The sequence below is a fragment of the Domibacillus sp. DTU_2020_1001157_1_SI_ALB_TIR_016 genome (assembly GCF_032341995.1).
Taxonomy (GTDB): Bacteria; Bacillota; Bacilli; order Bacillales; family Domibacillaceae; genus Domibacillus; species Domibacillus indicus_A.
In genome coordinates, this window is record NZ_CP135439.1 from 2980960 (window position 1) to 2993995 (window position 13036).

The window sequence follows — 13036 nt, forward strand, 5'->3', positions numbered from 1 at the left end:
ACTAGCACTATATGAGGAGGCCTGTACAATTATGATTCAATGATCACAACTGCTGCGGCATAATGCTGGCTATGGGTAATCGTGACATGAACGCCTTCACTGTACGGCTGGATGAGAATCGGCTTACCTTTCTCATCTGCACCTACTTCAATATCCTGAAACGACAGCTCCCCGCCAATGCCTGTCCCTGCCGCTTTTGAGAATGCTTCTTTAACCGCAAAGCGCCCGGCTGCATATTCAAAGCGGCGCGTGCCCTTTTTTTGGAGATAGGAATTGAGCTCCGCCGGTGTCAGCACCCTCTCTAAAAATTTCGGCTGTCGATCAATCAGCCGTTTGATCCGGTCAATTTCAACAATATCCATCCCAATGCCCTTAATCATAACAGCCATCCTTTCTTAAAAAAAAGCCGTTCCGGGCTTCCGGAACGGCTTTCGTCGATCATTGATTAGTTAGATGAATATTTACGGCGCCCGCTGCCTGATCCGCCTTTGCGGTCACGGTTTCCGTAAGAGCGTCCGCCGCCCTGGCGTCCACCTCCGCCAGATTTGCGGTATCCGCCTGAGTTTTTGCTGCGGAACTTGTCACGTTTTTGTGGAAGTGCCGCTTCATTTGTAATATGAACTGGTGTACGGTCCGGCTCTTTTGTGATAAGTTTTAATGCCGCCGCTACAACATCTTCTGCACCGTACTGGTCAAGCATTTCCTTTGCGAATGAGCGATATTCTGCCCATTCATTTTTAGCAATCGCTTCTTCAAGCTCTGTAACAGCCGCTTGCTGCAGACCGCTAAGCGCATCATCCCAAGATGGAGCTTCCATTGGGTTCATGCGTTTTTTCGTTGTACGTTCCACTTCACGAAGATAGCTCATTTCACGCGGGTCAACCAGCGTAATCGCCATACCTTCTTTACCAGCACGTCCTGTACGGCCGATACGGTGAACATAGCTTTCAGGGTCCTGTGGAATATCATAGTTATAAACGTGTGTAACGCCAGAAATATCAAGACCGCGCGCCGCAACGTCTGTTGCTACCAGCACATCGATTTTTCCTGCTTTAAAACGGTTTAATACCGTTAAACGCTTTGCTTGTGTCAAGTCACCATGAATACCTTCCGCCTGGTAGCCGCGCAGGCTAAGTGCATTTGCCAACTCATCAACACGGCGCTTTGTACGGCCAAAGATGATTGCAAGCTCAGGTGAATGAGAATCCATCAAACGGGCAAGAACGTCGAATTTTTCACGCTGCGGTACTTTCACGTAATACTGATCAATGTTAGAAACTGTCATTTCCTTCGCTTTTACTTTGATCATTTCTGGATCTTTCATAAAGCGTTCAGCGATCGCCCGGATTGGTCCCGGCATTGTTGCTGAGAAAAGAAGTGTCTGGCGCTCTGCAGGAACATTTGAAAGAATTGATTCAATGTCCTGAATAAAGCCCATGTTCAACATTTCATCTGCTTCATCAAGCACAAGCGTTTCAAGATTTTCAAGTTTTAATGTACGGCGGTTAATATGGTCTAGAATACGTCCCGGTGTTCCAACGATAATATGCGGGCGTTGTTTAAGCGCGCGAATTTGGCGTTGAATGTCCTGTCCGCCATAAACAGCCAGCACGCGGACACGTTTGCCGCTGCCGATTCGATAAAGTTCTTCTGAAACCTGAATCGCAAGCTCGCGTGTCGGTGCAATAATCAACCCTTGGATTGCTTCATTTTTCGTGTCAATTTTTTCCACCATCGGGATACCAAATGCTGTTGTTTTACCCGTTCCTGTTTGTGCCTGTCCGATGATGTCTTTTCCAGTTAAGCCTAAAGGAATCGTTTCAGACTGAATTGGCGTCGCCTCTTCAAAGCCCATTTTGTCAATTGCTTTCAGCGTTGCTTCGCTTAAATTTAAATCTTTAAATTTTGTCAATAGTTTCTTCTCCTTCTATGTTAAACTGCCATCCGCACAAAAAAATACCCTTCTACATTTATGCGAAGAGCAACATGTCTTTTCCATCTTATCATTTCACGTCCGAATTTTCAATGCGCATTTGTATAACTTTACGTTATCCGGAAAGAAAAGTAAAGACTTTCTTGAAAAGCTCTTCTGTATTTCCTGTATGGCAAATTAAATGCTTTGCGCCAGGTGAGTAGTACAAATGCCGTTCAGCCGAGGAAAGACGGCGGTAAATATACGCAGCACTTTTAACAGGCACAATTCCATCTGCTGTTCCCTGCGCGATAAATACCGGAATATTAATTTTCCTTAAGGACGGCCTCGCAAGCCCGACTACCTTTTGAAACTGACGTGCTGCACTTGGCGGAGTCATTAACAGCTTCTCCCGGTATCTTAAAAACAATTCATTTTCATGGAGTTTTTTCTCTCGTAAATCCTGGAACATCACCCGGATATCCTGCTTAGCCTGGGACGGATTCAAATATTTAGCCGCTGCACTCAGCATCACCAGCTTCCGCACCGGATAACGGGCCGCTAAGTAAGCAGCGATCAGCCCTCCCATCGAAAAACCGATCAGGTAAACCGTCTCGCATTCCTCTAGAAGCTCAAGCAGTGCTGCTTCTGCACAGTCAAGCCACTCATTACAGGAAACTTTTTTCAAGGATAGTGTTTCGCCGTGCCCCGGCAAAACGGGCACGGCAATTTTCCAATCCGTATGGGTACGCAAATAATCAGCAAGCGGCTGTACTTCATATGGGGAACCAGTGAAGCCATGAATGCATAAGCATCCGTTCATGATGATCCACCGCCTTTTTTAATGTGAAAGACTTTCCACAACCTCTTCAAGCTTTATGCCTCTTGACGCTTTTACAAGAATCAGCTCACCGCCTTGGAGCATTCCTTGAAGGGACTGCACCAATTCGTCTTTGTCCTGGAAAGAAAAAACACGCTCAGAGCCAAACGAACCTTTTGCACCTGAGGCAATAAACTGCCCGAGTGTTCCGTATGTGAATACGTAATCAATTTTGTCCGCATCGATTGCCTGCCCTGTCTGATAGTGAAACAGCTCTTCATCCAAACCGAGCTCCAGCATATCGCCAAGCACCACAATTTTTTTAGATGTTGACGGTAAATCCGCCACAAGAGAAACGGCCGCTTTCACAGATGTAGGACTGGCATTGTAAGCATCATTAATGATTTTTACGCCATTTTTGCCTTCTACCCACTCCATGCGCATTTTAGTCAGCTCGACTTTTTTCAAGCCTTCGACAGCCGCTTCAAATGGTACATCAAACAAAGATGCTGCCGAAACAGCCGCAAGCGCATTGGTTACATTGTGCTGGCCAAGAACAGGAAGCTCAAACGAAAGAGCAGGTGCTTGATTCATGGCAAAGCGGCTGCCCCTTTCTGTTTGCTCAATAGAGATTGGGTGCATATCATTGCCTTTATCCATACCGAATGTTTTTGTCTGGAAATCTACCTCTTCCGTTACGCGTTCTGAAAGAAGCGACTCATCTCCTAAATAAACAAGCGTACCGTCATCAGACATTCCTGCCGTTATTTCCAGCTTCGCATCTGCAATCGCTTCACGTGAGCCCAAGTCCTGCAAATGCGCTTCACCGATATTGGTAATAATCGCAGCATCAGGGGAAGCGAGCTTGGAGAGAAGTTCAATTTCTCCTCTGCCGCTCATCCCCATTTCTAAAATCGCAATTTCAGTGTCCTCACGGAGAGAAAGCATCGTAAGCGGCAGGCCGATATGATTATTGTAATTGCCTTCTGTTTTTTGCACGCGGTACTTTTCTCCAAAAACGGAAGCTGTCATATCCTTGACTGTCGTTTTTCCGTTGCTTCCAGTGACTCCTATCACTTTCACTTCCAGGGAATCACGATAAGATTTTGACAGCTGCTGCAGAGCAAGCAGCGTATCTTCTACTACTAGTACAGGCAAATCCTCCGGCATTCCAGGTACGTCTTTTTGCCAAAGCGCTGCACCTGCCCCGCTTTCAATCGCCTGGCGTACGTACTGATGCCCATCTGTATTTTCTCCGGAAAACGGGATAAACAGGCGGCCGCCGTCCACTTTGCGGGAGTCGATCGAAACACCTTTAATTTTCTGGTTGTACCATTTTGTTACATCATTTTCGACATTGATCATGTCTGTTATTTGCTCGACTGTTTTTTCAATCATGAGCGCCCACCTTTAAACCGTGTATTTAATCGATTGTTTTTCTTTATGTCGTTCAATACCAAGATCAATCATTTTCTCAATCAGCTGCGGATAGTCTACACCTGCTTCCTTCCAAAGAAGCGGGAACATGCTGAATGGTGTAAAGCCCGGCATTGTATTCACTTCATTAATAAGGAAATCACCCGTTTTGGTTAAGAAGAAATCCGCCCGCACAAGGCCTGAACAGTCAAGTGACTGGTATGCCCGGATGGCCAGTTCCTTCATTTCTTTTTGCTGTGCCTCGATAAGGTCCGCCGGAATAATCAACCCGGTATCACCGTCTTCATACTTTGCTTTATAATCGTAGAAATCCTTCTTCGGTACAATTTCTCCGATTACCGAGCATTCCGGCTCGTCATTGCCAAGGATGCCGACTTCGATTTCACGTGCCGTTACCCCTTCTTCAATGATCACTTTCCGGTCAAATTGAAAAGCTTCTTCCATCGCGGCCATTAGCTCATCCTGGCTTTGACATTTGCTGATCCCGACGCTTGAACCGAGGTTAGCCGGCTTAACAAAGCACGGCCAGCCAAGCTTTTCTTCAATGCGGCGGCATGCCTCTTCCTTGTCTTGTTCCCATTTCACTTTCGTTATATGTGTATAATCCACCTGCTTTAAGCCGGCTTGAGCAAATACATTTTTCATCATAATTTTGTCCATGCCCGCCGATGAAGCAAGCACACCGTTTCCTACATAAGGAACATTTAATACTTCCAGAAGGCCCTGCACCGTTCCGTCTTCTCCATTTGGCCCATGCAAAAGAGGGAAGACAACATCATATTTATTTTGTGCAAGCATGGATAAAACATGCTCCGTTCCACCGTTACCAGTCAGTTTCAGTTCTTCTACTGTTTCAGCAGGCCCTTGAAGCTTTTCTCCTTCTGTCCAGGTACCATCTATTGAAATGTAAATCGGGTATACATCAAATTTATTTAAATTGATCGCGGCTGTAACAGCTTTTGCTGTTTGCAGTGACACGTTATGTTCTGCTGATTTTCCTCCATAAAGCAATCCAAGTTTTGTTTTCATAGTCATCCTCCAAAAAAGTCGGTCTCTCTTATTCTACCATGCTTTCATTTAATAAGCAGAATCTTTCCATCCGACTTCATACTCAATTTATGTATATGCTTAACGTTCAAAAGAAATAACTCTCTTTTGCCTGTTGCTTTAGGCACTTGCATCTGTAACAAGCTTTTGCATAATAATGAAGCGGATTCTCAAAAAGAGAATCCGCTTTTCAAGAGAAAATACTCCATTCGTGTGTTTTCTTATCGAATATAAGCCGGGCATTCGGTGGTGTTCGGAAGCTCGTCACGTAATCATCAAAGACATCGTCCATGCTTGTGTGGTCTCCAACAATCCACATCGGCACCTCCACTTTCAAACGGCTTTGCTCTGCTTTAGAAAGAGAAATAACAATCCCTTCCTTCATTCCGCTGCTGAGTCTCGCAATCATATCAGGTGGTATCGGCGGAAAAGCAGATCCCTTTTTTAATGCAAAAAATGACCGCTCACTTCGAAAAAGTCCGAGCTTTAAGGCAATGAGCTTGCCGAGCATTCCGTAAAAGTCCTGCATATTTCGATAATAGGTTTTATTAAACCATTCATCATCGTGTGATAAGTATGCATAGCGATTATTCAGCTTGCTGTAAAAGGGGCGGCGCAGATGTTCTTTACTGTGCGCCAAATAAAGAAGTTCGGCAATTTCGGGCCCTTCCATTTCGTTTAATCCATCCGAATCTTCAAAATCGACCCAGCAGAAATCGCCGTACTCACCGACATCTTCTTTTAACAGCCGCGGAAGTTCTTCTGCTTCGATATAATCAAAACGAGTATGCATATTAAAGTCGCTGCCTTCAAACTTATGTTTTAACAAAAGCAGATGAGGCGGCGTTGCCGGAAGAGACCTCAAAAATTCCTGGAATTCGATTCCATATGAAATCACATACTGATTAATAGGATGTAAATGTATATAAATGAGCTCTTTCACGTTTCCGGGATTTTTCAATCGCCTTACCTCCACATCATGACAAAGTGCATAGCTGAAACCAGCTTTTTTTGCTATACTGTTATCTTATCAAAATTCGCCTCGCTGCGTATGTAAATTTTAAGGAACTTTACAAAACAGTACTACTTTTTAAATAGTTTCACTTTATACTGAAGAAGCAGCTCAAATTTCACGTTAAAGGAGGGGATGCCTGTGATTTCGAACTTAACCGAGGATCAGCTGACCCTGCTTGTTATCAAGCATTTAAAAGAAGGTAAGAAAACAGATTTGCAGCAGCTGATCGATGAACTCCATCCTTATGATATGGCGGCTATTTATCGGAACCTTCCGAACAAGCACCAGACACGTTTTTTGCTTCATTTAACGATTCCAATCTTAACCGATATGATTCAGGAGCTTGAGCACGATGAGCAGATGGCCGTCCTGAAAAAAGTCGGAAAAGAACGCTCTCGTAAAGTACTCGATGATATGGACAATGATGACTTGGCGTCTCTCCTTGATGATATGTCTCCAGAAAATATGGAGCAGTTTTTATCTGGTATGAAAGAAGAAGAGTCAACCATCATTCACAATATGATGAGCTATCCACCGGAAACAGCCGGACGGCTTATGACAAACCGATTTGTCTGGATTAAACATTCTTATACCGTACGGGAAGCGGTGGAAAAATTAAAAACGTTCGCTGAGTTTGCTGAGACGATCAATTACCTCTATGTGATTGACGGCGAAAAAAAACTCGTTGGCGTTGTTTCCTACCGGGACATGCTTCTTGCAGATACACATGAGAAAATTGCCGATATCATGTATGGGCGGGTGATTTCCGTTGATGTATATATCGACCAGGAGGAAATTGCCCGCTTGATTGAACGGTATGACTTTCTCGCAATCCCGGTTGTGGACGAAGCCGGCATTTTAATTGGCATTGTTACATTTGATGATATTATTGATGTCGTCATTCAAGAAGCAAATGAAGACATCGAAAAGCTTTCTGCTTCCGGGAAGTCGATTGATTTTGATACAAAAGCAGGCATCGCAGCTTTCAGGCGTCTGCCGTGGCTTGTACTGCTCCTGTTTATCGGGCTTGTGTCCGGCAGCATTATTTCCGGCTTTGAAAATACAATCAATCAAGTAGTAGCACTCACCTATTTTATGCCCATGATCTCAGGCATGACCGGAAATACCGGTACGCAGTCGTTGGCCGTTGTCGTGCGCGGACTTGCCTCACGGGACATCGATATGAGGACTGTTCTTGCCTTGGTCGGCCGCGAATTTGGCGTTGGCTTGATTATCGGCGCGGTATGCAGTATTTTGATTTTTTTTATTGCGTTTTTCTGGCAGGGCAGCGCCGTTCTTGGATTTGTAGTAGCATCGTCTCTTTTGCTGACCCTGATCATTGGAACCCTGTCAGGCACGATTATCCCGCTCGTGCTGTATAAACTAAACATTGATCCGGCTGTTGCATCCGGTCCGCTTATCACAACCATTAATGATATTTTTTCACTTATTACGTATTTTACGATTGCATCTTGGTTTTTAACACATCTTTTGTAAAAATGCCGTTGTTTGACCGAATTATCTGTTCTTATTATAATAATATTAATAAAAAGGATGATAGAAAGAGGGTGATCAAATGGGACATTGACAGCAGCTCGCTTTTTCTATACTGCCGGTTTTTCGAATTTGATCATCATATTAAATAGGAGGTGACTTCTTCTTTCGCCGCTTGCGGGAGAAGAAATCTGATTGGACATATGGATTGGGCTGATTGCTGTTATCCTTTTGGCTTTGTCATTTACAGCCATTCGTTACGTAAAACGGAAAGAAACAAATGAAACAGGAGAACCCCCCTCGAGAAAGCATTCTTCCGCTCTTCTCGCTGAATTAACGGGGACCGATCCTGAAAATCACCTGTCGCAGTTGAATGACCGGGCAGCAACAGAGGTGATGGTGCCTCGAACAGAGATGGTGTATTTTGATAAGGAAGATGCAGTTCGGGATTGTGTAAAGATTTTCCGTGAAACAAAGCATACCCGCTATCCTGTAGCGGACGGTGATAAGGACCGTATCATTGGCTTTGTCAACTTTAAAGAAGTCATTGCTGAGTATGTGTCAGACCCGGTTGTCGGTTCAAAAAGCATTAAACATTTTGTCCGGCCCATTACACGGGTAATTGACTCTACTCCCGTTCATGAACTGCTTACGAAAATGCAGGCAGAGCGGACACAAATGGTGATACTGTTGAACGAATACGGCGGCACATCAGGTATCGTAACAGCGGAAGATATCGTTGAGGTCATTGTCGGCGAACTCTATGACGAATTTGATGTGGCTGAACCACCCGTTATTCAGCAAATTGGAGACTTACACTTTATCGCGAGCAGCAAAATGCACGTTTCTGAAACGGCTCAATTGCTCGGCATTTATATGAATGACGAGGATGTTGACACGCTTGGCGGCTGGATGTTAACGGAGAAGTATGATATTCAGCCCGGTGAATCAATCGAGCACAGTGGATTTTTATTTACTGTTTTACAAATGGAAGATCAGCAGATCCGTCACGTTGAAATTCAGCGTGTACCGGACCGGGAAGCCGTACAAACCAAGGATGAGCCTTCATCCATTGCGGTTATAGAACCATATAACGCCTAATGTAAAAACCCGCCCTCCCGGCGGGTTTTTGTGTTTTCCCACAAGGGCTATTATAATGAGAAAGAAATGATATTCGGAAATGGAGTTTTCGCATGAAAAAGCTTTTAGCTGCAGGTCTTCTGCTTGCCGCTTCGTGGACAGTGCTCCCAACGGTATACGGTCGGTCATATGCCAAAAGGGTGAAGAAACAAGGACCTGACCGTCGAGAAATCGCCCTGACTTTTGATGACGGTCCAAACCCCGTTTATACACCTCTTCTATTAGACCTGCTCAAACAATATAATGTAAAAGCTACATTTTTTGTTATTGGGGAAAAAGCGAAACTTTATCCCGAGTTGATTCGTAGAATGGAAAAAGAAGGCCACGAGGTTGGGATCCATAATAACCGCCATATATCCAGCTGGCTGCTTTCACCAGCGGCGCTGGAACGGGAACTTGTACAAGCCGCCAGCCATATTACAGCGATTACAGGGAACCGCGCTGAGCTGTATCGGCCGCCCTGGGGGCATTTTAACCCGTTCACGCTGCAAAAAGCACAGCCTTTTCAGACGGTTATGTGGACAGCTATTCCGGGAGACTGGAAGAAAAAAATGACTCCCGAGAAGCTGGCCCAAAAATTGCGCCTTGCCCGTTCCAATGGCGCCGTTATTACCCTGCATGACAGTGGACATACCTTTGGTGCCTATGAAAAAGCTCCTGCAGTTATGGTGGAAGCCCTGCGCCTTTTTTTAATGGATCAAGAATCGGCTGCTTTTTCATTTGTAACAGTTAGCACTTTGTACCGCTCCAAGTCGTAAAGTAAGCTGCTTCGTGTTAAAGTGAGGGATTAAATGGAATCATTAGTCATTGCCTATTTATCGAAATATGGATACGCTATTTTATTTTTAGCTGGTATTTTCGGCATTGTCGGCATCCCAGTGCCGGAAGAAAGTTTATACGTCTATGTAGGAATGCTTGCCAAGAACGGCTCGCTTTCTTTTTCTAAAGCTTTTGCGTCCCTTCTCGCGGGTACATTGGTCGGAATGGCTGTCAGCTATTCGCTGGGGCGGATTGTCGGCCAGCCGCTTTTAGACCGTTATGGAAAATACCTGGGTGTTACAAAAAAAAGGCTTCGAAAAACCATTATGCATTGGGATTTATCACGCTCGCTTTTAGCTGGCTTTTTTATCCCAGGTGTTCGGCAGTTTAATCCATATTTCGCCGGAATCGCTAAGTTTTCCATTTCTGGTTTTCTTGCGCTCTCTGTTTTAGGCGGTTCTGTATGGGTACTTATGTATATGTCAGCTGGTTTCTTAATCAGCTCTTATATTCAAATTAAACCAGAATATCTGGCCATTGCCGGTGCTGTCTTTTTTGTTTTGTTTGTTATTCACTTTATTATAAAATGGAAAAAATCGTCACATTCCCGCCGTTAAAGGAGTCAAGTTAAGATGAAAATTATTGTGCTTCCTTTATTTCGTCTGTCATCGGGCCATCATAAAGCAGCGGAAGCGGTTATTGAACATATTAGTATGGTTTGTCCGGAGGCGAACATTCAAACTGTAGATATTCTCAGTTATTGCCACGAATCACTGGAATCTGTTGTATCTAAAATGTACATGCAGTGGATCAGCAAAAAACCCGAATCCTACAGCAAGTTCTACAAATCTTTTATTTACACACCTGATGGCAGAAGAAGCAATCAAATGCCCCTCCATGTGTGGGATAAATATTTCGAGTTCCGTCTTGCCCGGCTCATTGAAAAAGAGCGTCCCGACTATATTATCTGTACACACAGCTATCCATCAAAGCTGCTTAACCACTTGAAACGCCAACAGAAAATTACGGTTCCGGTGATCAACGTATATACAGACTTCTTTGTCAGCGACGTATGGGGAAAACGCGGCATTGATTATCATTTTGTGCCTCACCTCGAAGCAAAAAAATGGCTTATCCGGCTCGGCGTTTCTGCAAGCCGCATTTACGTAACGGGCATTCCGATTCATCCTTCTTTTGCAACGGGACACGCTCGAACTAAACACCGGTCTATTCTTATTGCAGGCGGTAACAGCGGTTTGGGACAGCTTGAAAAATTGCTGCAGCATTTAAACGAACGAAAGCTTTCTTACACGTATAAAGTGCTGTGCGGCCATAACGAAAAGCTGCGCACGCAAATTGAGCTGCTGAAAAATCCACGTATTAAAGCTCTGCCTTATATGAGCAGCCGTGAAGAAATGAATCGGTTTTATGAAGAAGCATCTGCCATTATTACAAAACCGGGCGGCATTACTGTCAGTGAAGTGCTTGAAAAAGAGCTGCCTGTTTTTATTTCAGGCGCCCTGCCCGGCCAGGAAGAGTTTAATGCCGACTATTTAAAAAAGCGCGAACTTATTTATGAACTGACGGATGATCTTCCCATTGAACAGCAGATTACTGCCATTATCGACAGTGATATTGAACGAGGCAAATGGAAAAAAAGACTTCATCAATACAGTCTTGAAAAAGAGCAGAATTTAACTACGACATTGCTGTCTATTTTCGGGAAAAATTCTTCTTCTGTCCCGCTGTAAAAGCAGGCGTCCTGTTTTTATTGGTGAATGCATAAAGGTGCATGCTATAATGTCAACCGAGACGAAAAAATTTCTTCATGGAAAGGGTTATTATGGAAAACTGGATTATTTCGATGATGGAGCAGTATGGACTCTGGGGCATTTTTTTCTTGATTGCACTTGAAAATATATTCCCTCCGATTCCGTCTGAAGTTATTCTTACTTTTGGCGGTGTAATGACCGGCCAGACAGATTTGACTGTTACGGGAGTTATACTCGTTTCAACAGCCGGATCGGTTGTAGGGGCTATTATTCTATACGGTGTCGGATTGATATTGGATGTGCAAACAATGGAGAAAGTCGTGGCCCGTTACGGCAAATTTCTTCGTGTGAAAAACGAGGATATTCACCGGGCGGATGCCTGGTTTGATAAATATGGAGTTTGGACGGTTTTTCTCTGCCGCATGGTTCCTCTTATCCGAAGCTTAATTTCTATCCCTGCCGGCATGTCCAATATGAATTTTCTTTTATTTGTTTTGTTTACGACTGCTGGAACGTTAATATGGAATACTGTTCTTGTAAACTTGGGTGCCGCTTTCTCCGATTCATGGCATACCATCGTTGACTATATGGATGTGTACTCAAATATCGTTTATGCGATTTTGGCCATTATTTTTATCGCGGCAGTTATTTGGTTTGTCCGCAAGTTCCGCAGCCGCTCTGCTTAAAACAGAATGTTCGGCTCTTTTTAAATAAGCGCCCTGCCTTTCTTTGGCGGGGCGCTTTTATGCGGAACAAAGACAGTCAATATGCCCTTTTTTAACGTTGCAGACAGCCGGCGTCACAGCATACACTTCTCCATCCATGTCGATAAGCATCGGATGATCGGTTTGAATTGTGAATGATTGAACATGGTAGTGTTCAAGATTTGCGGCATGTTCTCCTGTTGCTTTAATTTTCTTTGTTTGAATCACTTCTTTTATAAGCGGAAAGCCCGAATCTTTTACGATGATAAGTTCTAAGTAACCGTCTTCATGATTCGCTTGAAAAGGAAGGTCAACTGTCCCGATATAATTTCCATTCAACGCAACAACCATTGCCGCTTCCCCTTCAAGTTTCCTTCCGTCCGCTTCAATCATATAATGAAAAAAAGATGGATGACGGACCGTTTCAAGGGCACTTAAATAATAACTCATTTTGCCGATCATCGATTTTTTGTTTTCATCGATATTTTCGGAAGTATCGGTAATCATGCCGATCCCCCAAAAGTTTGCAAAAAAACGATCGTTCATGGCACAGACGTCCACTTTACGGACAACACCTGTTTTTAAGAGTCGGCAGGCCGCGTCCAAGTCTTCCGGAACTCCAATTGCACGGCTGAAATCATTACAGGTTCCACCCGGCAGTACAGCGACAATAGGCCTTTTTTCCAATCGGGCGATTCCATTAATGCATTCATGAACCGTTCCGTCACCACCATAAATGATGACAATATCATAATCCTGAACGGTCTCATAGCACAGTTTTTCTCCTTCTCCGGGTTCGGTAATCACTTTCCGCTCAACGTGCCCGACCGCTTCCTTCAAAACGGATATTACTTGTTCAATAACCGGTTCTCTTTGACTTCCAGCATGCTCGTTGTGTATAAAAAGCCCTTTTGTAAAACGCACCGTTGCCACGCT

At 44.2% G+C, this 13036-nt stretch carries 14 protein-coding genes; 6 read left to right on the forward strand and 8 right to left on the reverse strand.

Features of this window, described 5'->3' with window-relative positions; translation table 11 throughout:
* Nucleotides 1-29: 29 nt before the first annotated feature.
* The 7 genes from acpS to RRU94_RS23410 form a co-directional block, all read right to left on the reverse strand.
* Nucleotides 30-380 (reverse strand): holo-ACP synthase, encoded by a 351-nt coding sequence (acpS, locus tag RRU94_RS23385; RefSeq protein WP_315693228.1) that lies wholly within the window; start codon nucleotides 378-380, stop codon nucleotides 30-32.
* Between the two features lie 65 nt (nucleotides 381-445).
* On the reverse strand, nucleotides 446-1912 hold the full coding sequence (locus RRU94_RS23390) for a degradosome RNA helicase CshA (RefSeq protein ID WP_242235261.1): 1467 nt from the start codon (nucleotides 1910-1912) through the stop codon (nucleotides 446-448).
* 136 nt (nucleotides 1913-2048) lie between these two features.
* Nucleotides 2049-2735: an alpha/beta hydrolase gene (locus tag RRU94_RS23395; protein ID WP_315693229.1), complete on the reverse strand. Its 687-nt coding sequence runs from the start codon at nucleotides 2733-2735 to the stop codon at nucleotides 2049-2051.
* A gap of 18 nt (nucleotides 2736-2753) precedes the next feature.
* Nucleotides 2754-4130: a UDP-N-acetylmuramoyl-tripeptide--D-alanyl-D-alanine ligase gene (locus RRU94_RS23400; protein WP_315693230.1), complete on the reverse strand. Its 1377-nt coding sequence runs from the start codon at nucleotides 4128-4130 to the stop codon at nucleotides 2754-2756.
* Between the two features lie 12 nt (nucleotides 4131-4142).
* Entirely contained in the window at nucleotides 4143-5198 is a 1056-nt protein-coding gene (locus RRU94_RS23405) for a D-alanine--D-alanine ligase (protein WP_315693232.1), read from the reverse strand.
* 138 nt (nucleotides 5199-5336) lie between these two features.
* Nucleotides 5337-5459, reverse strand: a complete 123-nt coding sequence (locus RRU94_RS25760) for a YSIRK-type signal peptide-containing protein (RefSeq protein WP_396120412.1) — start codon at nucleotides 5457-5459, stop codon at nucleotides 5337-5339.
* Entirely contained in the window at nucleotides 5407-6177 is a 771-nt protein-coding gene (locus RRU94_RS23410) for a hypothetical protein (protein WP_315693233.1), read from the reverse strand. Before RRU94_RS23410 ends, RRU94_RS25760 begins: the two co-directional genes overlap by 53 nt.
* A gap of 192 nt (nucleotides 6178-6369) precedes the next feature.
* On the opposite strand from RRU94_RS23410, the gene mgtE reads away from it, so the two are divergent.
* From mgtE to RRU94_RS23440, 6 genes are all read left to right on the forward strand, one after another.
* Nucleotides 6370-7728 (forward strand): magnesium transporter, encoded by a 1359-nt coding sequence (mgtE, locus tag RRU94_RS23415; RefSeq protein ID WP_315693234.1) that lies wholly within the window; start codon nucleotides 6370-6372, stop codon nucleotides 7726-7728.
* A gap of 192 nt (nucleotides 7729-7920) precedes the next feature.
* Nucleotides 7921-8826: a hemolysin family protein gene (locus RRU94_RS23420; protein WP_315693235.1), complete on the forward strand. Its 906-nt coding sequence runs from the start codon at nucleotides 7921-7923 to the stop codon at nucleotides 8824-8826.
* A gap of 92 nt (nucleotides 8827-8918) precedes the next feature.
* Nucleotides 8919-9623 (forward strand): polysaccharide deacetylase family protein, encoded by a 705-nt coding sequence (locus RRU94_RS23425; protein ID WP_315693237.1) that lies wholly within the window; start codon nucleotides 8919-8921, stop codon nucleotides 9621-9623.
* Nucleotides 9624-9656: 33 nt separating this feature from the next.
* The gene (locus tag RRU94_RS23430; RefSeq protein ID WP_251273291.1) at nucleotides 9657-10241 is read left to right on the forward strand and encodes a DedA family protein; all 585 of its coding nucleotides are present in this window, start codon (nucleotides 9657-9659) and stop codon (nucleotides 10239-10241) included.
* 15 nt (nucleotides 10242-10256) lie between these two features.
* Nucleotides 10257-11375 carry an MGDG synthase family glycosyltransferase gene (locus tag RRU94_RS23435; RefSeq protein ID WP_315693239.1) on the forward strand — a complete coding sequence of 373 codons (1119 nt, stop codon included), beginning with the start codon at nucleotides 10257-10259 and terminating at the stop codon, nucleotides 11373-11375.
* A 92-nt stretch (nucleotides 11376-11467) separates the two neighbouring features.
* Entirely contained in the window at nucleotides 11468-12082 is a 615-nt protein-coding gene (locus tag RRU94_RS23440) for a DedA family protein (RefSeq protein WP_251273289.1), read from the forward strand.
* A 57-nt stretch (nucleotides 12083-12139) separates the two neighbouring features.
* Here the strand turns inward: RRU94_RS23440 and RRU94_RS23445 are convergent, their stop codons facing one another.
* Nucleotides 12140-13033, reverse strand: a complete 894-nt coding sequence (locus tag RRU94_RS23445; RefSeq protein WP_315693240.1) for a diacylglycerol/lipid kinase family protein — start codon at nucleotides 13031-13033, stop codon at nucleotides 12140-12142.
* Between the last annotated feature and the right edge of the window lie 3 nt (nucleotides 13034-13036).

What these genes read in the sequence shown, in the direction of transcription:
- RRU94_RS25760 (WP_396120412.1), bottom strand. Translation starts at nt 5,459, where the DNA reads ATGCCCGGCTTATATTCGATAAGAAAACACACGAATGGAGTATTTTCT.
- RRU94_RS23435 (WP_315693239.1), top strand. Translation starts at nt 10,257, where the DNA reads ATGAAAATTATTGTGCTTCCTTTATTTCGTCTGTCATCGGGCCATCAT.
- RRU94_RS23440 (WP_251273289.1), top strand. Translation starts at nt 11,468, where the DNA reads ATGGAAAACTGGATTATTTCGATGATGGAGCAGTATGGACTCTGGGGC.
- RRU94_RS23395 (WP_315693229.1), bottom strand. Translation starts at nt 2,735, where the DNA reads ATGAACGGATGCTTATGCATTCATGGCTTCACTGGTTCCCCATATGAA.
- RRU94_RS23425 (WP_315693237.1), top strand. Translation starts at nt 8,919, where the DNA reads ATGAAAAAGCTTTTAGCTGCAGGTCTTCTGCTTGCCGCTTCGTGGACA.
- acpS (WP_315693228.1), bottom strand. Translation starts at nt 380, where the DNA reads ATGATTAAGGGCATTGGGATGGATATTGTTGAAATTGACCGGATCAAA.
- RRU94_RS23405 (WP_315693232.1), bottom strand. Translation starts at nt 5,198, where the DNA reads ATGAAAACAAAACTTGGATTGCTTTATGGAGGAAAATCAGCAGAACAT.
- RRU94_RS23400 (WP_315693230.1), bottom strand. Translation starts at nt 4,130, where the DNA reads ATGATTGAAAAAACAGTCGAGCAAATAACAGACATGATCAATGTCGAA.
- RRU94_RS23430 (WP_251273291.1), top strand. Translation starts at nt 9,657, where the DNA reads ATGGAATCATTAGTCATTGCCTATTTATCGAAATATGGATACGCTATT.